A 23,603-nucleotide genomic window follows, 5' to 3' on the forward strand; every position below is an offset into this window, starting at 1 on the left:
CCTCAGCGGTTGAGGCCTTGCATCAGGGTGTCAAAAATGCTTTGCGCGATCTGGATCATTTTGGCCGAGGCTTGGTAGGCCTGCTGGTACTGCAACAGTTTGGCAGCTTCTTCGTCCAGATTCACGCCCGATACGCCAGTGCGGTCTTTCTCCAGATTGGTGGCAATGGAGCTGGACACTTCGGCCGCGTACGCCGCGCTTTGGCTGCGGATACCAATCTGCGAGATCAGGCTGGCGTAGCCGTCAGTCAGGGCGGCGCCGTCAAACATGGCCACATCACGCAGGTTCATCATGGCGGTGGCATTGCCCGAGTTGAGCTTGTAGTCCACGCCGTAGGCCGGGTCTTTGATGTCGATGACCGTGAAGGTGTCGCCCGGCTTGGGCGAGCCTTGCAGGGTGAAGGTCCAGCCGGTCAGCGGGTCGTTGTAAGTGGGCGGCAACGTCGGGTAGTTGTTGGGAAATTCTGCCTCGATGGCCTGACCCGGCGTGTAGGTGAACACGGTCGTGTTGGCTACCGGGGTTTCGTCGCTGCGGGTGTAGGTGTTGGTGCCGGTAAAGGTGAACACCACCGGCGTGGCCAGCGACATGGGCAGTGTGCGCGCACTGATGGACACCTGCTTGAGGCTGCCCTGGTTGGTGCTGCCCATGGAGCCCGCAATCGGGCTGGCCACTGCCAGGTTGCGCGGGGTTGCGAAGACGCTGTCGATGTTGCTGGCCGAGGTGCTGAAGGGCTTGAGCAAAAAGCGGTCGCCCACATTGGGCGTGCCCGACACAAAAATGTCCAGGCCGTCGACGTTGGCCAGTGCGCCCGAGGTGGGGGCAGGCGTTTGCGGAAAACTCACGACCAGGCCGTCGGAGCGGCGCGTGATGGAGCCGGAGGTCGCAGAGCTGAAGTTGACCTCGTAGTCCGACGCAGCAAACTTGCTGACATCGGTGATGGCCAGCGTCAGCCCGCCGGTACCGGTGTTGACCGTGGCCGGAGGCACGGGCTGGCGGATGTTTTGCCCATTGAAGGTGGCGGGAGTGAACAGGTTGCCGCCAAAGTTGCCATCCAGGTCCAGGCCGAGCTGGTGCTGCGCGTTCATGGCCGTACTGACGGCCATGGTCAGGCGGCCCAGCAGGTTGCGGCCTTCCACCAGGTCGCTGTTTTGGAAGCGCAGCAGTCCAGCAACTTCGCCGCCGCCCAGAGCGTTTTCGTCCAGCACCACGGTCAGGCCGTTGCGGGTGATGGCCAGCTTGTTCTTTAATGTGTCGCCAAAGTCATCGCTGACGATGGATACGGGCGACACCGTGGTGCCCAGCACCAAGGCCTGGCTGCTGGCCAGGAAGATGCCCACCGTGCCATCGTCGGCGGGGATGGAGGTGGTTTGCACGTACTGGTTGAGCTCGCGCACCAGTTGGTCGCGGCGGTCCAGCAGGTCATTGGGGGGCTGGCCTGTGCCTTGTGCGCGGGCAATTTCGTCATTCACCTCGGCAATGCCGCGTGCCAAGGTGTTGATGGCGCTGGCTTTTTGGCGCAACTCCTGGTCCACGCCTTGTTGGAGGTCGTCCAGCGATTGCGAGGCAGCCCGCATGCGTGAAGCGGTTTCGTCCACCCGGGTCAGTGCCACGGTGCGGGCGGTCAAGTCGGTGGGGGCGCTGGCCACATCGGAGAACGCGTTCAGCATCTCGCTGATGGAGGCTCCCAAGCCACTGGTGCCACCGGGGAAGATGCCTTCGAGCTGGCTGAGCTTGTCAGAGCGGGTGACGTCGGCTGCCTGTACCGAGCTGGCCAGGGTGGACTGGCGTGTCAAAAAGGCGCTGAAATTGCGCTGGATGGTTTGCACATCCACGCCCTTGCCGATGTAGCCACCGCCGCTGAATTGGCCCTCCACTGTTTGCAGCGTGACGGTCTGGCGCGAGTAGCCGGGCGTGTTGACGTTGGCAATGTTGTTGCCTGCCGTTTGCAGCGCAACCTGGTTGGCTTGCAGTGCGCGCGTGCCGATGTTGAGAATGCTCATGGTGGCGTCCGGTTACACCTGCAAGCGACGCAGGTGCAGGGTGGTGTTGATGGCGCGGCTCAGTTTGGCGGCGTACTCCGGGTCGGTGGCATACCCTGCTTTTTGCAGGCCACTGGCAAATGCTTGGGCCGAACCTGTTTGGGCACGTACCTTGGCGTAACGTGGGCTCTCCGAGATCAGGCGGGCGTAGTCTTTGAAAGAGTCTTCGTAAGAGTCGTAGGCGCGGAACTTGGCAACCTGTTTTTTTGCAACACCGTTCACGTATTCGGTGGTGGTGATTTCTGCCACCTTGCCGGTCCAGCTGGCACCGGCCTTGATCCCAAACAGGTTGAAGGAGTTGCCGCCACCCTTGGTCTTGATCTGCGCGCGGCCCCAGCCGGTTTCGTGGCCGGCCTGACCCAGCATGAAGCTGGCGGGAATGCCGGTGGCTTTCTCCACCTTGCTGGCCACATCGGAGTGTTGGCGCACAAAGTTGGCTTGGCTCTCCGTCGGGGTGCGTTTGATTTTGACGGGGGGCAGGGTGGCATCGGACACGGTGGCCCGGGGTGCCGTGGACGGGGTGGCGCTGCCCAATGTCTGGGGGCGCACGGGCAAGGTGGATTCGGCGCCCGGTTCTGCGGTGATGCCCATTTGGCGTGTCAGTTGCTGTGCGATCAGGTCGGACAGGCCGCCGGGTTGGCCGGACATGCTGACTGCGAGCTGCTGGTCCAACAGGTCGGTACCGAGGTCGCTGCCGGGGTTGTCCAACATGCCGGATTTCATGGTGGCCTCGCGCATGCTTTTGACCAGCTCGCGCATGAACAGGGATTCGAATTGTTTGGCCGTTTCCTTGATGGCTTCCGGCGAGTTTTTGCCCGCCTGCAGCTTGAGGTGGCCCAGCGACTGGGTGTCCACCGCCAGGCTCTGCATGCTGGTCAGCGAAGGGCTCGAATAGCTGTTGCCGTAACTCATGTCAGATAACCTCCAGCTCCGCGTTCAGCGCGCCGGCCGATTTGATGGCTTGCAGAATGGCCAACAGGTCTTGTGGTGTGGCGCCCAAGGAATTGAGCGCCTTCACCACATCGGTCAGCTGGGTGGCTGCGGGCAGCTGGATGAGCTTGCCGGCCTCTTGTTTGATGTCAATGGCCGCTTGTTCGCCCACCACGGTTTGTCCGCCCGACAGGGCGTTGGGCTGGCTGATGACGGGCGTGGAAGACACGCTGATGGACAGGTTGCCATGGGCCACGGCGCAGGGGCCCAGGGTCACGGCCTGGTTCATCACGATGGAGCCGGTGCGGGAGTTGATGATCACCTTGGCCGCTGCAATCGAGTTCTCGATGGGGAGTTCTTCCATCTCGGCGATGAAGGTCACGCGTTCATTGGGGCTGGTCGGGGCCTTCACTTGCACGGTGCGGCCGTCCAGCGCCTGGGCAATGCTGTTGCCAAAACGGTTGTTGATGGTTTGGGCCACTTTGCGGGCGGTCTGGAAGTCCGAGGCGCTCAGGCTCAGGTTGATGGTGGGACCTTCTTGCAGTGCTGTGGGGACGCTGCGTTCCACCTGCGCGCCATCTGGAATCCGGCCTGCGCTGAGGTGGTTCACCTGCACCTTGCTGCCTCCGGCAGCAGCTCCGGCGCCCGCAACAATCAGGTTGCCCTGGGCTAGTGCGTAGACCTCGCCATCGGCGCCTTTGAGCGGTGTTGCAATCAGGGTGCCGCCCTTTAGGGATTTGGCATTGCCAAGGGACGACACATTGATGTCCAGCAGCTGGCCGGGCCGGGCAAATGCAGGCAGCTGGGCGGTGACCAGCACGGCTGCCACGTTTTTCATTTGCAGCTGGGCTTGGGAGGCAGCAGTGAGCGTGAGCCCCAGCTGCTCCATGTAGTTCTTGAGGCCTTGGGTGGTGTAGGGCATCTGGGTGGTCTGGTCACCCGTGCCGTCCAACCCCACCACCAGCCCGAAGCCGGTGAGTTGGTTGCTGCGCACGCCTTCAATGGCGGCGATTTCCTTGATCCGTGCTGCGTGGGCGGGCCCACTGCCTGCCATGACAAGTGCCACACACAGACCGCCAAGCCAGCGGCAGCCGGTGCTGAGGGGTGTTGGGTTCCAGTGTTTCATGTGCAGAGTCGGTAACGGGGACGGTCCGACTGGACCTGTTACCCCTCGGCACAATTCTGGAGATCTTTAGAAGGGGCTAACGTTCAAAAAGAACCGGGATAACCAGCCAACTGTTTGCGCTTCCCCTTGCGCACCACGGCCGCGCGATTCAACACGCACGTTGGCCACCTGGGTCGAGCTGATCACACTGCCAGGTTGCACCATGCGCGGGTCTACCGTGCCCGAGAAGCGCAGGACATCCACGTTCTGGTTCACGCCAATCTGCTTTTCTCCGGTGACCACCATGTGGCCGTTGGGCAATACCTCCACTACGGTGGCAGTGATGGAGCCGGCGAAGGTGTTGGCACTTTCCGTACCACCCTTGCCCGAGAAGTTGTTGTTGGTCGTGGCGCCGACGTTGAATTTGGAGAGACCGGAGAGGTCGTTGAATGGCAACGCCGTCACTGCGCCATCGACCGAGGTATTGCGGTTGACGGTGGAGGTGGACTTCTGGCTGGCTGTGACGTTTTCAGCAATCTGGATGGTTACGGTATCGCCCACCTGACGCGCGCGCCGATCTTCAAATGCGGGACGATAGCCTACGTTTTGGTAGAGGCTGCCGGTGTTGGGGCGGGCGGCCCCTGGGGTGGTGGCAGGCGTAGCCGCAACGCGTGGCTCGGCAAAATCGACGGTGACTTTTTGCGGTAACTGCTGACAGGCGCTGGTCAATGCCATGACGGCTGCTGCCGTGGCGGTGGCACGCAGCAAGCCGAGCGCTTTAGGGGCATGGGTGCGGTGGGTCATGGCTTACCTTGCGGGTTTAGAGCTGGCCGAGCTTTTGCAGCATCTGGTCTGAGGTCTGGATGGCCTTAGAGTTCATTTCGTAGGCGCGTTGGGTTTGGATCATGGTGACCAGTTCCTGCACCACGTTCACGTTGGACGTTTCCACAAAGCCTTGCATCAGGGTGCCCAAGCCGTTTTCTCCGGCATTGCCCGCGTTCGGCTGACCAGACGCCACACTTTCGGCGTACAGGTTTTGGCCTTTGGGCTCCAGGCCCGCGGGGTTGATGAAGCTGGCCAGGGTGATGGTGCCCACGGGTTGCGGCGCGGTATTGCCAGGCACTTGGACGGTGACTTCGCCGTTTTGGGCAATTGCCAGGCTGGTGGCGTTCGCAGGCACTGTGATGCCATTGAGCACGGGCAGGCCGCCGGAGGTGACCAGTCGGCCCTGGTTATCGAGTTGAAACGCACCGTCGCGGGTGTAGCCCACGGTGCCGTCGGCCATCGTGACCTGGAAGAAGCCGTTGCCCTGGATGGCGACGTCCAGATTGTTGCTGGATTGCTGCAGGTTGCCTTGCGCAAAGGATCGGCTAGTGGCCACGGTGCGTACACCGAGGCCGATTTGCAGGCCGGTGGGCAAAACTGCCTGCTCGTTGACTGCCGTGCCTACCTGGCGCAGGTTCTGGTACATCAGGTCCTCAAATACCGCATGCGATTTTTTGAAACCGTTGGTGGAAACGTTGGCCAGGTTGTTGGAAATGACGTCCAGCTGCATTTGCTGGGCTTCCATGCCAGTTTTGGAGATCCAGAGGGAATTGATCATGTTATGTCTCCTGTAGAGCCGCTTCCAAGGAGCGGGGGGGCAGCGAATGTGAATGAGCGTGGAGATTCACCGCGTGTCCTAATGGTTTAGCCTTGCAGGCTCAGCAGCTGGCCGGCGGCGCGGTCGTTGGACTCGGCGGTTTGCATCAAGCGCATTTGCGCTTCGAACTGGCGGGCAGTCTGGATCATGCCAACCATGGCTTCAATAGCGTTGACGTTGGAGCCTTCGAGCATGCCGGGGTGAATGCGAGCGGTGTCTTCGGTGTTGAGTGGTTCACCCGACAAGGCGCGGAACAGGCCGTCATCCCCGCGCTTGAGTGGGTCCTCTGCGGTGGGAACCACGAGCTTCAAGCGGCCCACGCTGTTGGCTGGCTGGTTGCCAATTTTGGCGCTGATGTTGCCGTCCGGGCTGATGCTGACATCCGCACCTGCGGGTACCGTGATGGCGGATCCGTCACTGGAGAGGACTTGCAGTCCGTTGCCCGTGGTCAGCACGCCTTCGGCGTTTACTTCAAAGTGGCCGTTGCGGGTGTAAGCCTCGTTGCCGTCCAAGCCCTGTACCGAGAACCAGGCGTCGCCCAGTGCCATGGCATCAAGGGCGCGGTCGGTCCGCATGGCGGGGCCGGGTTTGGTGGAGTGACCGGCAGATGCTTCCAGTGCAAAAACGCGTGTGGTGGCGCCTTCGCCCCGCAAGGGCACCGCGCGGTAGGTGGCCAGTTGTGCCCGGAAACCATTGGTCGAGACGTTGGCCAGGTTGTTGGACAGGACCGCCTGGCGGTTTGCCGCCGCATTGGCGCCCGTCATCGCTGTGTAGATCAAGCGGTCCATGGTGGTTCAGCTCCGGTTAGCGCAGGTTGACCAGCGTCGACATGATCTGGTCCTGGGTCTTGATGGTTTGGGCGTTGGCCTGGTAGTTGCGCTGGGCCGTCATCATGTTGACCAGCTCGGCGGTCAGGTCGACGTTGGAGTCTTCCAGCGCGCCAGCGCGCAACTCGCCAAATTTGCCGATGCCCGGTTCGCCCAGCACGGGTTGTCCGGACGCAAAGGTCTCGACCCAATTGCCGCCGCCGGTCGGGGTCAGACCTTGGACGTTGCGGAAATCGGCCAAAGCGACTTTTCCGCGGGCTTGGCTTTCTCCATTGGAATAGCGGGTCATGATGACGCCCGAGGGGTCGATGCTGATGCCAGTCAGTTCACCTGCGGTGTAGCCGTCCTGCGTCAGGTTGGATACGGTAAATGCCGTCCCGTATTGCGTGGCACCACTCAGATCCAGTGTGGCATTGAAGTTGCCGATGGCTACGTTGGGGGAGGTTAATGTCAAGGTTTGTGGTGCCGCGGGAGTTACCAGGCCGCCATTCACATCGAATGTCATCTGGAACAGGCTGCCTGCGGCCACCATGGTCAGTTGTGGGTCTGCAGCGTAGATGCCTGTCCCGGCAGCGGCGAAGGTGGCGCGCTGGTCTGGTCCCGGGTTGGCAGTGTTCCAGGTGCTGTTGGCGTTGTGGGTGGCGTAGGTCGCTGCGTTAGTCGCAAGTGCAGTGGTGCCTGCCGCCAGGGTGTTGGAGTCATACACCTCCCAGGTGTCCGCGGCCACTGCGGGATTGGCGGTCAGGTCAGGGCCGGTTTTGACGAAATACAAGCTGACGGGCACTTCCACGCCTTGTGAGTCGAAGGCGGTAAGCGAGGTGCCGTAGGTGCTGATGGGCGTAGCCGGGGACACGCTGGCAGCAACCTTGGCGCGGGCATCGAGGTTGAATTCGGCCGTGATCTCTGTCGTCACCTGTGCGGGAATAGGGGCCCCGGTCGGGATGGTGAGGATCTGGGGTGTCACGCTGGTGGAGTTGCCCAGCAGGTCGGTGGGGTAGCCCATGACATTGGCTCCGGTGTTGGTCAGGATGTTGCCATCCCGGTCCAGCTTGAACTGACCATCACGGGTGAAGGCAGTAGAGCCATCGGGCATGGTGACCTGGAAGAAGCCGCCACCGTTGATGGCGACGTCCAGGCTGTTGCCTGTGATGTTGATGTTGCCTTGCGAGAACTGCTGTGCGATCGTCGCGACCGATACGCCGATGCCCGCACCTTTGGACGCGCCACCAGCGGCACCCAGCGACGATGCCACCAAGTCTGCGAACTCCGCCCGCGACGATTTCATGCCGGTCGTGTTGGCATTGGCAATGTTGTTGCCAATCACGTCCAGGCTTTTGCTGGAGGCGTTCAAGCCGGAGAGTCCTGTTTGAAAGCTCATGGTGTTTCCTCTGGGATACGGTTGGAAAAATTTACAGAATGGATTTGACGTCGGTGTACGCCACTGCGTTGCGGCCGGCCAGTTCCAGTGTCATGTTGCCGTTGCTGGAACCCACAGCCACCACAGTGTCGTGAGCCAAAGCGGTGTTGGTAACGGCCGCTCCCTTAAGCGTGGCCGTGACCTTGAACGTGGGTGCTCCCGTACCTTTGTAGTTGGAGGCATTCCACTGGAAGCCGTGCATGCCTGCGTCCTGGGCTCCCAGCTCGAATTTGTCGAGCACCTGACCACCGGGGGATAGCACCTGGATAGTGACCTTGTCCGCTTTGGTGGCGAGGTCTACCGCGCCGGCGGCGACGCCGTCTTTGATCGTGAGGGTGTTGGATTCGACCAGCACACCCTTGCCCACCAGTGATGCACCCTGCAGCACTTGCATGGCGCTGAACTGGGTGGACATGCTCTTCATCGTTTCGTTGAGCTGTTGGATGCCCGACACCGTGTTGATCTGGGCCATCTGGCTCGTCATCTGGGCGTTGTCCATGGGGTTCATGGGATCCTGGTTGTTCAGCTGCGCGACCAGGAGTTTGAGGAAGCGGTCTTGTTGCGCGGCCGCATCGGTTTGCTTGCTGGTGGTACTGCTGTTCACCAGCGCGCTGAGATCATTGGAGGAAGTGACGCTGCTAACCATGGTGGACTCCTGGTTTATTGACCCATTTGCAGGGTCTTGAGCAGCAGCGTCTTGGCCGTGTTCATGACTTCTACATTGTTTTGGTATGAGCGCGATGCCGAGATCATGTTGACCATCTCTTCCACCGGGTTCACATTGGACTGGGTGACATACCCTTCTGCATCTGCGGCAGGGTGCATGGGGTTGTGCACACGTTTGAACGGTTCATTGCTCTCCTTGATGGAGCTGACCTTGACCCCAGAGGAGGCCGGTGACTCCATGGGGACGGTTTCAAATATGACCTGGCGGCTCTTGTAGGCTTGCCCATCAGGGCCTGCCACAGCGTCTGCGTTGGCCAAGTTACTGGCGACCACGTTGAGGCGCTGGGACTGTGCGCTAACCGCACTGCCAGAGACATTGAAGATGGAAAACATGGACATGGGGTGCCTCTGTGATCAGGTCGTCGCTTTATTGGCCCTGAATGGCGCTCAAGATCGTCCGCGATGAGCCGTTAATAAAGCGGAGGGTGGCTTCATAGCGCACTGAGTTGTCTACAAAGCTGGCCCGCTCGCGGTCCAAGTCCACGCTGTTGCCATCCATGGCGGGTTGGGTTTGGACGGTGTAATCGAGCTTGCTATTGGCGCCAGCGCCTTCGGTGGCGCTGGGCAAAGGTATGTGGCGTGCATGGGTGGTGCCCGCGGCGCTCATGCTCTGGGTGGTGCTGGGGGCCAGCCTCAAGTCGGTGGATTCGCCAAGCGCTTGTCCCATGGCTTGTTTGAAGTTGATGTCGCGACCTGTGTAGCCTGGGGTATCTGCGTTGGCAATGTTGCTGGCAATCACCCGCTGGCGTTCGGCGCGCAGCACCAAAGCTTTCGATTGAAAGTCCAGGGCGTTGGTCAGATTGGCAAACATGGCATACCTCAACGAATAGCGCCTTGCACTACAGAGGTGTGGGCTTGGGGCGTGCGGCAATTATGGGAAAAGCTTAAATTTTCTAGACCTTGAATAGCGGGGTGAATGGGGCATATTTACGCGCCTTGCTGGAGGAGGGGCTGCTTATAGTCTGGGCCTGCGTTGTGTCGTCCCAGCGGCTCTGTTGGTGCGTGCACAGCACCTATTTCGGAGTCCAGCATGCTGTTTTTTTCTGCGTTAAACCCATCTGCCGTCGCGCGCGGCCTGGGCGTTCTTGCTTTGGTGTGCATGGGTATGTCGTCGGTGCATGCGCAAGACGCTGGTTTGGAAGCACTGCGGCAAGAAGCCCAGCGCTGGGCCAATGAGGCGGTCCTGAAGTCCCAGCCACCGGGCGTAAATTTGCGGATGCGGGCCGAGGTCGGGGCGCTGGACAGTCGCCTGCGCTTGGCCCCTTGCGGCAATATCGAACCGCATTTGCCCGCCGGGGCCCGTTTGTGGGGTCGTAGCCGCGTGGGCTTGCGGTGTGTGGATGGGGTGACCCGCTGGAACATTACCTTGCCCGTGGTGGTGAGCGCGACGGGCAAGGCCTGGGTCATGCGAGGCCATGTGGCAGCAGGGGCATTGGTCACCGAGTCGGATGTGATGGAGGCCGATGTGGACTGGGCGGAAGAGCCCAGCCCCGTGTTGGCGGACCGCAACCAATGGGTGGGGCAGACCGCCGCCCGCCTCCTGAGCACAGGGCAAACCCTGCGCCAAGGCATGGTCAAGCCCGCTCAAGTATTCCAAGCCGGCGCGTCCGTGCGGGTGCTGGCACAGGGTGCCGGTTTCCAGGTCAGCAGCCAAGCCCAAGCGCTGTCTGCTGGGGTGGTTGGACAACCGGCCCGTGTGCGCATGGAGAATGGCCGCGTAGCCTCAGGCATTGTGCTGGATATGCGTACAGTCAAAATAGAGCTCTGAACGGCCTTATTTGTGCAAAAAGCCCTAAAGTCAGTCATGATGCGGCCGATAACTACCGTACGAGGCTACGCCTACCGTAGTTTTGGAGAACGCGATGAAAATAGGTCAACCCACAGATATCCCTGCTTCCGTATCGCCCACGGTGTCTGGTGCAGCCCAAAAAGCGGCCCAGAACGCCAACGCGAGCACTGCCGCCACCAGCAAGGCGACGCAAAGCACGCGCGCAGCGGGCGTGGCCGTGACCGTCTCGACGTTGGCGCGCTCGCTGGAGAAAACCGAGCGCAGCGAGTCTGCAGACATCGACACCCAGAAAGTGGCCAGCGTGAAAGCCTCCATCCAAGATGGCACCTACGTGGTCAATGCCGAAGCCATTGCCGACAAGCTCTTGTCCAACGCGCAGGAAATGCTGAACCGCTCGGTGCGGTAAACAGGTCCTGCGCACTCATTGAAGTGCGAGGAACCTGATATGTCCCAACCTACCTTGGAATCTTTGCTCAGTGCGCTTGAGGCGCAGCTGGGTTTTTTGTCATTGGCGCTCAAAACCGGGGAGGTCGACGACATGGCAGTCCAGGCACAAAGCTTCCAGTCCTTCGTGGTGGAGGCCAATGCCTTGCTCGATCCCTGGAAGCCCTTGGGGCCTCATCTGCAGAGTGCCGAGGCAGCGCGTTTGCGGGCGTTGGCTGCGGGCTTGGCCCAAGTGCGTGAACAGATGCTGCGACGCCACGCGCTGGTGGAGCAGGCCTTGCACATGGTGGTGCCCGCCATGAACACGCCGGTGTATGCCGCTGCTGCGGGGCCTTATGGTGCCGGCGCGAAATCGTCTGGCCGTTTTCAGGTATTGAGCGCCTAAAAACTGCGCTCAATGTGCGCGCATCTTGGCGCGCAGGCGGGCAATGGATTGGCTGTGCAGTTGGCAGACACGTGACTCTGTCACGTCCAGCACCGCTGCGATTTCCTTGAGGTTCATGTCTTGCTCGTAGTACATGCTCATGATGTACTGCTCACGTTCAGGCAGTGTTTTGATCGCTGCCACCAGAGATTCCCGCAGGCGCTGGTCGCGCAGCATGTTCAGGGGGTCCGCATCAGCATCTGCCACGTGCCGATCAAGAAAAGTGTCATCGTCGTCGTCGCGACGCGACATGTCCTCGAGATAAACAAGTTGTGTGCCGCGAACTTTGCCTAACAGGCTCTGGTAGTCGGCCAGGCTCATGCCAAGCTCGGTCGCAATTTCGGATTCTGCGGGGCTACGTCCCAACTTGTGCTCCAAGCGGCGCAATGCCACTTCAATTTCCTTCTGGCTCTTGCGTGAGCCTCGCGACATCCAGTCGTTTTCACGCAGCTCGTCGAGCATGGCTCCGCGGATACGCTGGGTGGCAAATGTCTCGAACTGAACTCCTTGGGACGCTTCGTACCGCGTCAGCGCATCGGACAACCCTATCAGGCCGACCTGGATTAGATCATCCACCTCAACGCTGGGGGGCAGTTTGGCCATCATATGGTGCGCCAAACGCCGCACCAGTGGCTGGTACTGCTTGATCAGCGCGCTGCGGTCGAGCTGGCCTTTGGCGGTGTACATCAATGGCTCCCCGTGACGGTTACTGCTTGCGGGTGCATGCTGAACGAGCGTGTTGTCGGAGTCCACCGAAGATCCAGGGGCATGGCGTTTTCGAGCAGGCCCAATGCCAGGCGTTCCGTGCTGGCGCTAGGGCTCTCGTCTGCCCCGGGGGCGGGGATTGTCAGTGCATTCACTTCGTAATCCAAAAAATACTTGGCATAGTCCCGCAAGCCAGTGCTTGCCGTTTGGGTGCCAGCCTGTGAGGATACGGCATGTTGAGGGGGGAGCACGTTCACAATGGTAGGCTCAAGCCTGCCTTTGAGCAACAGGCGCTTCAGCGCTAAGTAGCTGGTCAGCAAAGATGCCTTGGCCGTGGATACGGTGAGAACCGGACGCACCTTGCTCCCTTGCAGCAGGGGCACCAAGGTCTGAGCGTTGCTGTACACCATAACAACGCTTTCATGGGGAAACATCCAGCCTGTGTCTGCCAGCGCATTGCGTTCGTTTTGCAATTTGCTCGCCAGGGTTTGCAGGCCCCAGGCTGCGGGGACTACCGTCCATGACGGAGCGTCCGACTGAGGTGCCGGTGCGCAGCTGTAATCGAGTAATTGCTCCAGGCCGGGGTTGTCAGCGCTTTCGCGGACGGTCCCGTCCAGCACGGTTACCGGGTATCCAAATCCTACCCACGCTGCGCACATGCGCAGGAGCAGTGGCAATTCAGCCTGCTCATCACCATGTGCAACCATGGCCGTGAGCTTGGGGCTCGGTATGGCGGCCAGATCGAGCAAGCCTGCGGCCTGGTTGTTTGGCCGTTCACGCATCCATGCGCCCCTTGGCGGTGCCCTGGGGGCTGGTGGGCTGGCTGAAGAAAAAACCCAGGTCGCTGACCTTGGGGTCGTAAGCCGACATGCCCGCTGTGCGCATGGACATGCGCACCAGCTTGGTGGCGACCGCCGCTTCCCAGTCTTCAGGGACCCGTTGCCCGGTGGTGATGCCACGCAGCAGAAGTTGGTGACGAATCGCCGCATCAATGGCCGGGCCCAGTTTCACCGCCTCGTCAATTTTGGAGAAGATGGTCTGCTGTGAGGTATTGGTCTTGAAGCAGTTCACGGCTTCGTCCAGTGTGTCGCCGTGGCCCCCTGCGTTCAGGACCAGCAGGCGCTTGATAGCGGGCAGGTCCAACAACTCCATGAGTTCACGCTTACGCGGGTCCCGCGGGGCGATGCCTGTGGTGTCGATGAGCACCATTTTTTTGTTGGATAGCAGTCCGAGCAGGTCCTGCAGGGCTGCCTTGTCGTGGGCCAAATGGGCCACGACGCCTAGCATCTTGCCGTAGGCGCGCAGTTGCTCGTGGGCACCCACACGGTAGGTGTCCAGGGTGATGAGACCCACACTGCCGGGGCCATGGGTGCGGGCGCACAGGCCTGCCAGTTTGGCTGCTGTGGTTGTCTTTCCTACACCTGTGGCTCCGATCAGGGCAAAGACGCCACCCTCCTCATGCAGGGCAGGTGTCCCTGCATCCGTGCGAAGGTTGCGCTCCAGAACGTCCATAACCCAGCGCACCGACTCCGCTGCGTCCATCTCCTCGGGCATGCGCTCCAGAATGGCGCGCGACAGGGTGGGGGAGTACCCGGCGCGGATCATCTTGAGCATCATGTTGGATTGGATGGGGTTCTGGCGCGCTTGGCCCAGCCACGTGAGGGTATTGAAGCGGTCTTCAATCAACTCCTTCATGGCGTGCAACTCATCCATCACACCCTTGCTGACCGCTGCGGTGGCGGGCAGAGTTTGAGGTTTGCGTGCCGCTGCAGGCTTGGGAGCCGGGGGGGCGACATCCACGGCAATCCGCTGAGTTAAAGCGGGAGGGCGGGGGCGTTCTGGCGCGGCCGGTGCAGGAGCTGGCAAGGCCTCTGCGGAAGTTTGTGCTGCCTCATGTCGGCGGCGCAGCATACGCTCGCGCACATAGTCCTGGAAGGACAGTGTGCTCATGGCCAATTGCTCAGCATCTTCTTCAACTTTGCTGGCGACCTCTTGGTAGTTGGAAGGAGGACTGGGGCGACGTGTTGCTGTGGGCAGTTTGTTGGCGGCGGGGGCAATGCCCCGGTCCAGGCTGGCGAGCGAGTCCTCGGCAGTGGCGACCACTTCCACACCATGTTCGGTGGGCCGGTTGGACAAAATCAGTGTGCCTTCGCCAAAGGCCAAGCGGGCTTTGGCCAAGGCTTCGCGGGAGGTTGCTGCGGTAAAGCGTTGGATGTTCATGGTGTGGCACCTCGGAGAATCGGACCAATGCGGATGGTGTGGGTTTCAGGAATTTCACTGTGGGCGAGCACTTGCAAGCGTGGCGCGACACGGCGTACCAGACGCGAGATCGCGCCGCGAATGGGGTCCGGCACCAGCAGGCAGGCCGGGACGCCAATTTCTTCCTGCTTCAAAGCGGTCTCGGCCGCAGTACGGGTCAGCATGTCGGCAACTCCGGGGTCCAGCGCCGGGCCAGAGGCGCTGCCCAAGGCTTGCACCAGCAGCCGTTCCAGTCCCGGGTCAATGGCAATCACATTGAGCTCCCGGGTGGGACCGTAGATCTGCTGCACGATGGCTGGCGAAAGTGCGATACGCACGCGCTTGGCCAATTCCACGGGGTCCGTGGTGGTTGTGGCGTGTTCTGCGATGGACTCGATGATGGTGCGGATGTCGCGAATGTGAACCGACTCGTCCAGCAGCAACTGCAAGACTTTCTGGAAGACGGCGACCGAGACCATTTTGGGGACCACTTCTTCGATGAGTTTGGGAGCCAGTTTTGCCACGTGTTCCACGAGTTGTTGTGTCTCTGTTCGGCTCAGCAATTTGGAGGCCTGAACTTGCATCAAGTGTGACAAATGGGTGGCCATGACAGTCTCGGAATCAACCACCGTAAACCCCGCCATTTGCGCCGCTTCCTTCTGGCGATCGTCGATCCAGTGGGCAGGTAAACCAAATGCGGGGTCGGTGGTGGCCGTGCCAATCAGCGGGGTCGTGATACCGCCGGGATTGATGGCCAAATGCATGCCGGGGAAGGCTTCACCCTCACCCACAATCACGCCACGCAGGGTGATGCGGTAGGCGCTGGGTTTGAGTTCAAGGTTGTCACGCACATGTACGGCAGGGGGCAAAAAGCCCACTTCCTGCGCAAACTTGCGCCGCACACCTTTGATGCGGTTGAGCAAATCACCTTGGCGAGTTTTGTCGACCAATGCAATCAGGCGATAGCCCAGCTCCAAGCCCAATTGGTCTACCGGCTGCAGATCGTCCCATGACGCCTCGCCATCCCCTACCGGTGCTGCTGGCTGCGTCTGCGGGTCCACTGGAATGGGCTTGTTGGCCAACATCCAGGCGCCATACGCCAGCACCGCAGCGATACTGAGAAACACCAGGTGTGGCATGTTGGGGATGATGCCCAGGATGAACATGATGGCGGCTGTGACGCCCAGCACATGTGGCGACACAAACATTTGCCCCACGATTTGTTTGCCGATGTCCGTGTCCTTGCCCACGCGGGAGACCACCATGGCTGCTGCCACGGAGATCAGCAGGCCGGGAATCTGGGCTACCAGCGCATCACCAACGGCCAGCAGAATGTAGGAGTTGGCTGCCTGACTGGCGCTCAGGTCGTGCTGCAAGATGCCAATGGCAAATCCGCCAAAAATGTTGATCAGCAGAATCAGGATGCCGGCGACGGCGTCACCACGCACAAACTTGGAGGCGCCGTCCATGGAGCCAAAAAACTCGGCTTCTTCGCCAATTTCCGCCCGGCGGCGTTTGGCTTCCCGCTCATCGATCAGGCCTGCGTTCAGGTCGGCATCCACGGCCATTTGTTTGCCGGGCATGGCGTCCAGGGTGAAGCGGGCCGACACTTCGGCAATACGTTCTGAGCCTTTGGTTACCACCACAAAGTTGATAACGACCAGAATCGCAAACACGATCAGGCCCACGGCAAAGTTGCCACCAATCAGGAAGTGGCCGAAGGCCTCAATCACCGCACCTGCTGCGCCGGGGCCGGTGTGGCCTTCCAGCAGCACTACCCGGGTGGAGGCCACGTTGAGCGACAGGCGCATGAGTGTGGTGAGCAGCAGCACGGAGGGGAAGGCTGCAAAATCCAGCGGACGCACCATATAGGCAGCGACCATCATCACCATCAGCGCTACTGCGATGTTGATGGTGAAAAATGCATCCAGCACCAGTGGCGGGAGCGGCAGCACCATCATGGCCAGGATGGCAACCACCAGCATGGGGGCGGCAGCTCCCTGCACCGCGGCGGAATTGTTGCCAAACCACTGCTGCAGTGTTTTCAGTTGTGCGTTCATGCGGTAGCCGCCTTCAGGGTTTTGGATTGCGGATCCAGCTCAGGAGGCACATAGGGCTGGGGCACGTCTTGCGGCATGCTGCCTTCGCCGCGCAAGGCCGCACGTACCCGGTATACGTAGGCCAGTACCTGCGCGACGGCGGTATACAGTGCCGACGGAATGTCCTGGTCCAGCTCGGCGTTGGCATACAACGCACGCGCCAACATGGGAGACTGCAGAACGGGCACCGCGTGCTGTTTGGCCACATCCCGAATCTTCATGGCCAACAGGTCTGCGCCCTTCGATACCACACGGGGCGCCCGCATGGTTTTTTCGTCATAGCGGATGGCCACCGCGAAGTGGGTAGGGTTCATCACCACAAAATCGGCTTTGGGCACCGCATTGACACTGCTCCTCTGTGCCAGTTCGCGTTGTTTCTGGCGAATCTTGCCCTTGAGTTGCGGGTTGCCGTCGGATTCCTTGCTTTCCTCTTTGACCTCTTGGTGGGACATCTTCATCTGGTCTTTGTGCAAGAAGGCCTGCAACGGAACATCGACCATCGCTGCGAGAAACACCACCAGTAGCAGCAAACCGATGCCCCCTGTGATCCATTGGGTCAGATGTGCAATGGCAGCACTGGAGGGCTGCCGAATCAGGGACGCCATGGTTTGCAGGCCGGAGCTCAGAAACCACGCAGCAATCGCAAACAAGATGCTGGTGATCAACAACATCTTGAGGGTGTCGATCAGCTTCTTCTTGGTGAACATATTGGCCAACCCAGACAAAGGGTTGAGCCGGCTGAAGTCCGGCATCAGGGGCTTGAGGCTGTTGACCCAGCCACCCGAGGCTACCGCGGCCAAAATGGCTGCTGTCATCACAATCGCTGCAAAGGCTACACAGCCCGCCAGACCAACGGTGGAGGCCTCTCCCAAGCGCTGCAGCATGCTGCCCGGGCGCATGACAGTGGCTGCATCGAAGGACAATTGCTGCCCCATGCTGTGCTTGAGATGGTCAAAAAGGATGGGGGCCAGTACCAGCACCGCCATGGCACCTGCACCTAGCACTGCCAGATGGGACAGGTCTTGCGAGCGCCCTACCTGGCCGTCATCGCGTGCTTTTTTGAGCTTGCGTTCTGACGCGGGTAAATTGCGATCTTGACTGCCTTGGTCCATGGTGAAGAAGCTCTTGAGTTCTCACCATTGTCGCGACCGACCCCTGAAACTAAAGGGCGATAAGCGGGGCATTCCCCCGCTTAATTGAAAAGGCTCAGAAGCCCAGACTGGCCAGCAGGTCGTCGACTTGGGACTGGTCGGTTACCACGTCCTGGTTGGTTTGCCCATCGACCACCGGGCCAGCCAGCGCCGGGACATATTCTTGTGCACTGGGGGCGCTTACCTTGGATTCTGGCGGGGCGGTTTGCAACAAGAGCAAAACGAGCTGCTCCTCGATGGTGGCTGCCAGTGTGACCACTTTGGCAATCACTTGCCCCGTCAGGTCGTGGAAGTCTTGGGCCATCATGATCTCTGTCAGGTGGTCGTCCACCTTTTTGCTGGCCTGTTCTACATCGGTGATGAAATTCATCACATGGCCTTTGGCCACGGCTGCCACGGGGTCCTTGACGATCAGCTCTCCAATGCGCCGGGTTTCTGCGGCGATATGGTCATGCTGTGCCTTGGCTTGGTCTACCTGGTTCAGTACCTTCTCTGCCGCCTGGCCTGTCAGTCGGGCAATGTACGACAGCCGGCTTTTGGCATCTGGCAGCTCCCCGGCCCAGTCCTTGACCTTGTCGGCCAGTCCCAGCCCGTTCAGCGAGTCATGCAACTGGCGGGTGAGCGCACCGAGTTGTTGGTGGACTTCGCCAGTAGACAGCGGCGTTGGGAGGTGGGGGGCGTCAGACATGCTTACTTCAATCCCATTTTGGTCAGGATGTGGTTTACCTTGTCTTCGAGGGTGGCTTTGGTAAAGGGCTTGACGATGTAACCCGCTGCGCCTTGCTGCGCGGCCAAGACGATGTCCTCTTTGCGGGCTTCTGCGGTCACCATGAGCACCGGGATGTGTTTGAGTTTGTCGTCTTTTTTGATCTCGGCGAGCAACTGGAAACCATTCATATTGGGCATATTGATGTCGCTGACAACGAAATCAAAACTGCCGTTGCGGAGCTTTTGCAGCGCAGCTACACCGTCTTCTGCCTCGTCTGCATCGGCGTAGCCGCTTTCCTTGAGGAGGTTGCGCACGATTCGCCGCATGGTGGAGAAGTCATCAACGATGAGAAAGCGCAATTCTTTGGACATAGATAACCTTTAACCGGGCGATTTTCGAATTTCTACAAGTATGACGTAATTTTTGCGGGGTCAAGGGCTTGATTTTGCCTCTGGTGCGGCTGGGTTGCCAGTGCTTTCTTCCCCGGCATCCAGGGCCACCGTTTTGCTCCCCAGTAGGCGTTCCTCTGCATCTTTGGTCATGACCAAAATGCTGATGCGCCGATTGCTGGGTGCCAGCGGGTTGCCTGGCTCCAGCGGTAGGCTGGAGGCCATGCCCACCACCCGCGCCAGTTTGACTTCGGGCATGCCCGCGGCAATCAGCTCGCGGCGCGAGGCGTTGGCCCGGTCGGCAGAAAGCTCCCAGTTGCTGTAGCCGCGGGCGGCGTTGCCGTAGGCCTGGCTGTCGGTGTGTCCGTCCAGGCTGATTTTGTTGTCTACATCCAGCAAAGCCCTGCCGATTTCGGTCAGGATGTCACGCATATAAGGCTTGACTGACGCGCTGCCGCTGTCAAACATGGGGCGGCGCTGGTCGTCCACGATCTGGATTTGCAGGCCGTCGGGCGTGATTTCCAGCTTGATTTGGGAGCTGAACTCGGCCATTCTGGGGTTGTTGGAGATGGCGCCAGCGATCTTGGCCGCCAGCGTGGCAAGGTCTTTGGCGTCTTTTTTGGCGCGCTCCACCTTGGCCTGGTCGCCAGACATCTTTTTGGCGGTCTTCTCTTCACCATCGCCGCGACGGGACTGGCCTGCCTGCTGTGTCAGGTCGTTACCACCCCCGGTAATGATGCTATTGCTCGCCCCCGCGCCCGCGCCACCTTGCAGCGCCACTTTCAGTGGGGATTGAAAGTAGTCTGAAATGCCTTTTTTATCGCCTTCGGTGGTGCTGCCCAGCAGCCACATGAGCAAAAAGAAGGCCATCATGGCAGTTACAAAGTCGGCGTAGGCAATCTTCCAGGCGCCACCGTGCGCAGCGTGGCCGCCTTTCTTGACCCGCTTGATGATGATCGGCTGGAGTTTCTTGGCGTCCCCTGCCATGCTCAGGCGCTCCTGCGCTTACTTCTTCTTAACATAGGCTTCCAGCTCAGAGAAGGTGGGGCGCTCGGTGGAGTAGAGCACCTTGCGGCCAAACTCAATGGCGGTGGAGGGGTTGTAGCCTTGCATGCTGGCCAATAAGGTGGTCTTGATGCATTGAAATTCTTTGCTACCCTCTTCGACTTTTTGCTCCAGCAATCCGGCCAAAGGCTCCGCGAACGCGTACGCCAGCAAAATCCCGAGGAAGGTTCCCACTAGCGCCGACCCGATCATGCCACCTAGCACTGCAGGGGGCTGGCCCACCGAGCCCATGGTATTCACCACGCCCAGCACGGCGGCCACGATACCAAAGGCAGGCAGACCACCCGCAATACGCTGGATGGCAGCGACCGCGGCGTGTTCTTCATGGTGGTGGGTCTCGATCTCACTGTCCATTAGCGATTCGATCTCATGGGCATTCAGGTTGCCTGACACCATCATGCGCAAGTAGTCGGTGATGAACTCCACGACGTGGTGGTCGGAACCGACGGTGGGGTACTTTTTGAAGATCTCGGATTGTTCAGGCTCTTCGACGTCTTTTTCAATCGCCATCAGCCCTTCCTTGCGGGCTTTTTGGAGGATGTCAAACATCAACGCCATCAGCTCCATGTAGCGGGCCTTGGTGTACTTACTGCCTTTGAAGCAGGCGCCCAAGCCAGCCATGGTCTTCTTGATCACCTTCATCTGGTTGTTGGCCAGAAAGGCACCCACGGTGGCCCCCCCGATGGTCAGCATCTCCCAGGGCAGGGCTTTCAGAATCACGCTGATGTTTCCGCCGTGGATGATGAACACGCCGAATACACAGCCCAGACAAACAAGCCAACCGACGATTACAAACATAGGCGCATTGTGACAGGGAGGCTGGGGGCCTCAAGGGTGGAAGAAGCGGGCATATTCAGCCCGTCTCTATCATATCGTCGCTAGTTCGCCGGGCTTGAATTTATTGCCAAATTGGCCTTTCATCCTCGTGGATACTGCGCAAATAGCTATAAAAATAATAGCATTTAGTGGAGCAGTATGCCGCCTGCAGTAGACCCTTTGCCGGCGCGTGCCGGGGGCGAGCACAGGCCGCATTCGAAGTGCCTGGAGTTTTCATAGGCTTCCGACACAAAGTGCCCGCCGCACTTGGAGCATTTGGTCATGGACAGCATGTTGTTGTCGATGAACTTGACCAGGCGCCATGCGCGGGTGATGGACAACAGGGGCTCGACGCCACAGGCGGCAATTTGCTCGGTGTACAGCCGGTAGGCGGCCATGATGGCGTCAATGTCCTCAATGGCGCTGACCTTGGTCAGGTATTCATAGGTGTTCTGGAACAGCGAGGCGTGGATATTGGGCTGCCAGGTCAGGAACCACTCGGTCGAGAACGGCAGCTGGCCCTTGCTTGGGGAGCGTCCGGCCACTTCCTTGTACAGGCGCAACAGGCGCTCATACGACAGGTCCGTCTCGCTTTCCAGCACCTGCAGGCGGGCGCCCAGCTGGATCAGGGATACGGCGCGCTCCACTTGTTTGGAGTCGTTCAAAACACTTTTCTGGGTGGCCATGGTGCTGCTCCTGCGATGTAGGTCAGACGGCTTCGGCAAAACGGCCGGCCATCAGAATGCTGGCGTGCAGCTTGGTGGTGGCGTCGTTGTCGACTTTGGTGGCGGAATGGTTGGTCAGCAGGTTCCAGACCATGTCGTCATCCACCCGGAAGCGGCACAGCAGCATGTTGGTGGAGGCGATGCGCATGATCTGGGCAGGGGACAGTGCGCTGATCATCTCTGCGGCTTCTTCGGACATTCCCAGGCGGAACAGCGCTTCGGCCTTGTCCTGGCGGATCAGGTTTTGGGCCAACATCAGGTAAGTCATATTGGCTTCCCGGATCTCGGCGAGTAATTGTTCCTTGTTCATAGTCAGCTCCTGTTGAGGGGCGATTCATATGAATCACCATGGAGCGAATTCTGGTTTGCGAGGCCAGAAACTTGAATTGGAAAACGGCTAATCCGGGTGTCAGAAACGCAAACATCGCCTGTAGGGGAAATTCCTACATGCGCTAAAGGACTGACTTTGGCCGCGCGAACATTCCACCCCTAGCGCTATGCCGGGCGCGAATATTTGCAGTAACAAGAAGCCTATCGGCAGGCTGTGCCGAAACTGAAGGGGGCGAGCCAAGCCTTGAACGGCCGAGCAGCATCCCGCTCACGCCCAAGCGTGCTGTGGGGGCGCCGCTGCGCGCAGGATTACTGACGCAGCAACGCGAGCACGCCTTGTGGGAGCTGATTCGCCTGCGCCACCATGGCGGTGCCTGCCTGCTGCAGGATCTGGGTGCGCGACAGGTTGGCCGTTTCCAGCGCAAAGTCCGCGTCCTGAATCCGTGAGCGCGAGGCACTCAGGTTCTCGGCCATGGTTTGCAAGCTGGCAATGGTGTTTTCAAAGCGCGATTGCAGTGCACCAAATTTGGCGCGTTGGCCCGCAATGACCTGGATGGCCGCATCAACCGTGCTCAAAGTGCGAGTGGCCGATTCGACCGTGGCAACGTCCAGCGTATCCACAGTTTGCAACTGGCTGGCGCTGGTAGCAGCCAAAAAGAAGTCTGTGACGGGTGGTGGGCCTACGGGGTCGTTGACCGCTGCGTTGACCATGCCGAAAGATTTGTCGGAGTCCAGTGTCAAGGTGCCGGTGACATAGGCGGCGTTGTTTGGGGCATTGGGAATGGTTACGCCTCCCACCGCGAGGGCCGTTGAAGCCGCGGGGACTTCAATGACGATGTCTTCACCGGCCGCATTCGACAGGGAGATTCCCGTACCTGCTGCATTGAGTTTTGCGGTAACCCCGGTGGCCGAGCTCTTGTCGTTGAACGCCGCGACAGCGGCCGATAAGCCATCCCCATCCAGCGCGCCCACGGTAAAGGCCACGGTGGTTGCCACTGAGTTGTTGGAGCGCATGGTGAGCGAGTAGCTGGTATTCGCTGTAAAGCTGCTCAAGTCAATGTCTGTGCGCGCTGTAGCGGTTACGCCAGTGGTTCCCGACTGGGCATTGATGGCTGCAGCCAAGCTCTTCGCTGTTTGGCCCGCTGTAATGCCGATCGTGGCCGAGCCGGACGATCCATCAATACGGAAGGTGGTGTCTGCGGCAATCGGGCTTGTTGCGCTGATGTCTGCAGCAGGGGTGGCTTGGGAGGCTCGCGTACCCGCCGTCGATCCAGTAACCAGATCACCGGGACCACCCGCCGTGGCTGCGACTTGCGATCCGATGCGGTGGTTGCCGTACTTGTTGGTGCTGAAGTTGCCGGTGGTTGCAATGATGGTTTGGTTGGCATTGGCGCCAACCTGGAAGGTGGCCGATGTGAAGCTGCCATCCAGAATGTTTTGACCGTTGAACTGTGCGGTCTTGGCAATGCGGTCCAATTCGGCGGTCAGCTGGCCGACTTCGGCGTTCAGGGCGGCGCGGTCACTGGCGCTGTTTGTCGCGTTGGCAGATTGAACGGCCAATTCGCGAATGCGTTGCAATGTGGCGGACGCGCTGCCCAATGCGCCTTCGGCCACCTGCGCCAGGGAGATGCCGTCGTTGGCGTTGCGGGCGGCTTGGTTCAGGCCGCGCACTTGCGATGTCATGCGTTCTGCAATGGCCAAGCCAGCCGCATCGTCCTTGGCGCTATTGATGCGCAGGCCCGAAGACAGGCGTTGCATGGACGTGCTCAACGAACTTTGCGAAGTCGCCAAGTTCCGCTGCGCATTCAGCGACTGAATATTGGTGTTGATGGTTGAGGCCATTGCGTAACTCCTAAAAAGATATGAAATCAGCGTCGCCGCCGATTGCAAAGCCTGCTGACCTGCAGACAATCAGTAACGATGGGTGAATTCTGGAGATGCCCGTCTGGGCTATTTGGCAGATAAGCGCTGCAAAACCGGCCCAAATTGCCAGTGAATGGCGATTCTTAATAGGGGTAAACCCTTGTATCCGC

General features: G+C 60.0%; 25 protein-coding genes. 3 read left to right on the plus strand and 22 right to left on the minus strand.

Annotated elements, in window-relative coordinates:
* Positions 1–2 precede the first annotated feature (2 nt).
* The 10 genes from flgK to flgB all read right to left on the minus strand — a co-directional run bounded on the left by flgK (position 3) and on the right by flgB (position 9,497).
* Positions 3–2,000, minus strand: coding sequence for a flagellar hook-associated protein FlgK (gene flgK, locus CHU94_RS00635; protein ID WP_094475690.1), 1,998 nt, complete (start codon positions 1,998–2,000; stop codon positions 3–5).
* Positions 2,001–2,012: 12 nt separating this feature from the next.
* Positions 2,013–2,951: a flagellar assembly peptidoglycan hydrolase FlgJ gene (gene flgJ, locus CHU94_RS00640; protein ID WP_094475692.1), complete on the minus strand. Its 939-nt coding sequence runs from the start codon at positions 2,949–2,951 to the stop codon at positions 2,013–2,015.
* Between the two features lies 1 nt (position 2,952).
* Complete coding sequence (locus CHU94_RS00645) at positions 2,953–4,095, minus strand: flagellar basal body P-ring protein FlgI (RefSeq protein ID WP_094475694.1); 1,143 nt, start codon at positions 4,093–4,095, stop codon at positions 2,953–2,955.
* Between the two features lie 66 nt (positions 4,096–4,161).
* The gene (locus CHU94_RS00650; protein ID WP_255033704.1) at positions 4,162–4,878 is read right to left on the minus strand and encodes a flagellar basal body L-ring protein FlgH; all 717 of its coding nucleotides are present in this window, start codon (positions 4,876–4,878) and stop codon (positions 4,162–4,164) included.
* Positions 4,879–4,894: 16 nt separating this feature from the next.
* On the minus strand, positions 4,895–5,677 hold the full coding sequence (gene flgG / locus CHU94_RS00655) for a flagellar basal-body rod protein FlgG (RefSeq protein ID WP_094475696.1): 783 nt from the start codon (positions 5,675–5,677) through the stop codon (positions 4,895–4,897).
* Between the two features lie 86 nt (positions 5,678–5,763).
* The gene (locus tag CHU94_RS00660) at positions 5,764–6,504 is read right to left on the minus strand and encodes a flagellar basal body rod protein FlgF (RefSeq protein ID WP_094475698.1); all 741 of its coding nucleotides are present in this window, start codon (positions 6,502–6,504) and stop codon (positions 5,764–5,766) included.
* A gap of 16 nt (positions 6,505–6,520) precedes the next feature.
* Positions 6,521–7,921, minus strand: a complete 1,401-nt coding sequence (gene flgE / locus CHU94_RS00665) for a flagellar hook protein FlgE (protein ID WP_094475700.1) — start codon at positions 7,919–7,921, stop codon at positions 6,521–6,523.
* A gap of 31 nt (positions 7,922–7,952) precedes the next feature.
* Complete coding sequence (locus CHU94_RS00670; protein WP_094475702.1) at positions 7,953–8,606, minus strand: flagellar hook assembly protein FlgD; 654 nt, start codon at positions 8,604–8,606, stop codon at positions 7,953–7,955.
* 14 nt (positions 8,607–8,620) lie between these two features.
* A complete protein-coding gene (gene flgC / locus CHU94_RS00675; RefSeq protein WP_094475704.1) occupies positions 8,621–9,025 on the minus strand; it encodes a flagellar basal body rod protein FlgC in 405 nt (134 codons plus the stop codon).
* 28 nt (positions 9,026–9,053) lie between these two features.
* Positions 9,054–9,497, minus strand: a complete 444-nt coding sequence (gene flgB / locus CHU94_RS00680; protein ID WP_094475706.1) for a flagellar basal body rod protein FlgB — start codon at positions 9,495–9,497, stop codon at positions 9,054–9,056.
* A gap of 219 nt (positions 9,498–9,716) precedes the next feature.
* On the opposite strand from flgB, the gene flgA reads away from it, so the two are divergent.
* From flgA to CHU94_RS00695, 3 genes are all read left to right on the plus strand, one after another.
* Positions 9,717–10,454 carry a flagellar basal body P-ring formation chaperone FlgA gene (gene flgA, locus CHU94_RS00685; protein WP_255033709.1) on the plus strand — a complete coding sequence of 246 codons (738 nt, stop codon included), beginning with the start codon at positions 9,717–9,719 and terminating at the stop codon, positions 10,452–10,454.
* Between the two features lie 94 nt (positions 10,455–10,548).
* Positions 10,549–10,881: a flagellar biosynthesis anti-sigma factor FlgM gene (gene flgM, locus CHU94_RS00690; protein ID WP_094475708.1), complete on the plus strand. Its 333-nt coding sequence runs from the start codon at positions 10,549–10,551 to the stop codon at positions 10,879–10,881.
* Between the two features lie 39 nt (positions 10,882–10,920).
* Complete coding sequence (locus CHU94_RS00695; protein ID WP_094475710.1) at positions 10,921–11,304, plus strand: hypothetical protein; 384 nt, start codon at positions 10,921–10,923, stop codon at positions 11,302–11,304.
* A 9-nt stretch (positions 11,305–11,313) separates the two neighbouring features.
* Here CHU94_RS00695 and CHU94_RS00700 read toward each other — a convergent pair whose 3' ends face one another.
* The 12 genes from CHU94_RS00700 to CHU94_RS00755 form a co-directional block, all read right to left on the minus strand.
* Entirely contained in the window at positions 11,314–12,030 is a 717-nt protein-coding gene (locus CHU94_RS00700; protein WP_094475712.1) for an RNA polymerase sigma factor FliA, read from the minus strand.
* Positions 12,030–12,830: a hypothetical protein gene (locus tag CHU94_RS00705; RefSeq protein ID WP_094475714.1), complete on the minus strand. Its 801-nt coding sequence runs from the start codon at positions 12,828–12,830 to the stop codon at positions 12,030–12,032. Before CHU94_RS00705 ends, CHU94_RS00700 begins: the two co-directional genes overlap by 1 nt.
* Positions 12,823–14,268, minus strand: a complete 1,446-nt coding sequence (gene flhF / locus CHU94_RS00710) for a flagellar biosynthesis protein FlhF (protein ID WP_094475716.1) — start codon at positions 14,266–14,268, stop codon at positions 12,823–12,825. Before flhF ends, CHU94_RS00705 begins: the two co-directional genes overlap by 8 nt.
* The gene (gene flhA, locus CHU94_RS00715; protein WP_094475718.1) at positions 14,265–16,346 is read right to left on the minus strand and encodes a flagellar biosynthesis protein FlhA; all 2,082 of its coding nucleotides are present in this window, start codon (positions 16,344–16,346) and stop codon (positions 14,265–14,267) included. Before flhA ends, flhF begins: the two co-directional genes overlap by 4 nt.
* Positions 16,343–17,497 (minus strand): flagellar biosynthesis protein FlhB, encoded by a 1,155-nt coding sequence (locus CHU94_RS00720; RefSeq protein WP_094475720.1) that lies wholly within the window; start codon positions 17,495–17,497, stop codon positions 16,343–16,345. The genes flhA and CHU94_RS00720 overlap by 4 nt, the downstream gene beginning before the upstream one ends.
* Positions 17,498–17,591: 94 nt before the next feature.
* On the minus strand, positions 17,592–18,224 hold the full coding sequence (locus CHU94_RS00725; protein ID WP_094475722.1) for a protein phosphatase CheZ: 633 nt from the start codon (positions 18,222–18,224) through the stop codon (positions 17,592–17,594).
* Positions 18,225–18,226: 2 nt separating this feature from the next.
* Positions 18,227–18,616 (minus strand): chemotaxis response regulator CheY, encoded by a 390-nt coding sequence (gene cheY, locus CHU94_RS00730; protein ID WP_094475724.1) that lies wholly within the window; start codon positions 18,614–18,616, stop codon positions 18,227–18,229.
* A 60-nt stretch (positions 18,617–18,676) separates the two neighbouring features.
* Positions 18,677–19,621, minus strand: a complete 945-nt coding sequence (gene motB, locus CHU94_RS00735) for a flagellar motor protein MotB (RefSeq protein ID WP_094475726.1) — start codon at positions 19,619–19,621, stop codon at positions 18,677–18,679.
* Between the two features lie 18 nt (positions 19,622–19,639).
* Entirely contained in the window at positions 19,640–20,497 is an 858-nt protein-coding gene (motA, locus tag CHU94_RS00740) for a flagellar motor stator protein MotA (RefSeq protein WP_094475728.1), read from the minus strand.
* Between the two features lie 164 nt (positions 20,498–20,661).
* A complete protein-coding gene (gene flhC / locus CHU94_RS00745) occupies positions 20,662–21,201 on the minus strand; it encodes a flagellar transcriptional regulator FlhC (protein WP_094475730.1) in 540 nt (179 codons plus the stop codon).
* 22 nt (positions 21,202–21,223) lie between these two features.
* Positions 21,224–21,550, minus strand: a complete 327-nt coding sequence (gene flhD, locus CHU94_RS00750) for a flagellar transcriptional regulator FlhD (protein ID WP_094475732.1) — start codon at positions 21,548–21,550, stop codon at positions 21,224–21,226.
* A gap of 329 nt (positions 21,551–21,879) precedes the next feature.
* Positions 21,880–23,412, minus strand: a complete 1,533-nt coding sequence (locus CHU94_RS00755; protein ID WP_094475734.1) for a flagellin — start codon at positions 23,410–23,412, stop codon at positions 21,880–21,882.
* Positions 23,413–23,603 lie beyond the last annotated feature (191 nt).

Origin of the sequence: Rhodoferax sp. TH121, from assembly GCF_002251855.1 — a bacterium.
In the GTDB taxonomy this organism is placed as follows: domain Bacteria; phylum Pseudomonadota; class Gammaproteobacteria; order Burkholderiales; family Burkholderiaceae_C; genus Allorhodoferax.

Bases quoted from the DNA above. Each gene is read 5' to 3' on its own strand.
- flgK (WP_094475690.1), bottom strand. From the start codon at position 2,000: ATGAGCATTCTCAACATCGGCACGCGCGCACTGCAAGCCAACCAGGTT.
- flgJ (WP_094475692.1), bottom strand. From the start codon at position 2,951: ATGAGTTACGGCAACAGCTATTCGAGCCCTTCGCTGACCAGCATGCAG.
- CHU94_RS00645 (WP_094475694.1), bottom strand. From the start codon at position 4,095: ATGAAACACTGGAACCCAACACCCCTCAGCACCGGCTGCCGCTGGCTT.
- CHU94_RS00650 (WP_255033704.1), bottom strand. From the start codon at position 4,878: ATGACCCACCGCACCCATGCCCCTAAAGCGCTCGGCTTGCTGCGTGCC.
- flgG (WP_094475696.1), bottom strand. From the start codon at position 5,677: ATGATCAATTCCCTCTGGATCTCCAAAACTGGCATGGAAGCCCAGCAA.
- CHU94_RS00660 (WP_094475698.1), bottom strand. From the start codon at position 6,504: ATGGACCGCTTGATCTACACAGCGATGACGGGCGCCAATGCGGCGGCA.
- flgE (WP_094475700.1), bottom strand. From the start codon at position 7,921: ATGAGCTTTCAAACAGGACTCTCCGGCTTGAACGCCTCCAGCAAAAGC.
- CHU94_RS00670 (WP_094475702.1), bottom strand. From the start codon at position 8,606: ATGGTTAGCAGCGTCACTTCCTCCAATGATCTCAGCGCGCTGGTGAAC.
- flgC (WP_094475704.1), bottom strand. From the start codon at position 9,025: ATGTCCATGTTTTCCATCTTCAATGTCTCTGGCAGTGCGGTTAGCGCA.
- flgB (WP_094475706.1), bottom strand. From the start codon at position 9,497: ATGTTTGCCAATCTGACCAACGCCCTGGACTTTCAATCGAAAGCTTTG.
- flgA (WP_255033709.1), top strand. From the start codon at position 9,717: ATGCTGTTTTTTTCTGCGTTAAACCCATCTGCCGTCGCGCGCGGCCTG.
- flgM (WP_094475708.1), top strand. From the start codon at position 10,549: ATGAAAATAGGTCAACCCACAGATATCCCTGCTTCCGTATCGCCCACG.
- CHU94_RS00695 (WP_094475710.1), top strand. From the start codon at position 10,921: ATGTCCCAACCTACCTTGGAATCTTTGCTCAGTGCGCTTGAGGCGCAG.
- CHU94_RS00700 (WP_094475712.1), bottom strand. From the start codon at position 12,030: ATGTACACCGCCAAAGGCCAGCTCGACCGCAGCGCGCTGATCAAGCAG.
- CHU94_RS00705 (WP_094475714.1), bottom strand. From the start codon at position 12,830: ATGCGTGAACGGCCAAACAACCAGGCCGCAGGCTTGCTCGATCTGGCC.
- flhF (WP_094475716.1), bottom strand. From the start codon at position 14,268: ATGAACATCCAACGCTTTACCGCAGCAACCTCCCGCGAAGCCTTGGCC.
- flhA (WP_094475718.1), bottom strand. From the start codon at position 16,346: ATGAACGCACAACTGAAAACACTGCAGCAGTGGTTTGGCAACAATTCC.
- CHU94_RS00720 (WP_094475720.1), bottom strand. From the start codon at position 17,497: ATGGACCAAGGCAGTCAAGATCGCAATTTACCCGCGTCAGAACGCAAG.
- CHU94_RS00725 (WP_094475722.1), bottom strand. From the start codon at position 18,224: ATGTCTGACGCCCCCCACCTCCCAACGCCGCTGTCTACTGGCGAAGTC.
- cheY (WP_094475724.1), bottom strand. From the start codon at position 18,616: ATGTCCAAAGAATTGCGCTTTCTCATCGTTGATGACTTCTCCACCATG.
- motB (WP_094475726.1), bottom strand. From the start codon at position 19,621: ATGGCAGGGGACGCCAAGAAACTCCAGCCGATCATCATCAAGCGGGTC.
- motA (WP_094475728.1), bottom strand. From the start codon at position 20,497: ATGTTTGTAATCGTCGGTTGGCTTGTTTGTCTGGGCTGTGTATTCGGC.
- flhC (WP_094475730.1), bottom strand. From the start codon at position 21,201: ATGGCCACCCAGAAAAGTGTTTTGAACGACTCCAAACAAGTGGAGCGC.
- flhD (WP_094475732.1), bottom strand. From the start codon at position 21,550: ATGAACAAGGAACAATTACTCGCCGAGATCCGGGAAGCCAATATGACT.
- CHU94_RS00755 (WP_094475734.1), bottom strand. From the start codon at position 23,412: ATGGCCTCAACCATCAACACCAATATTCAGTCGCTGAATGCGCAGCGG.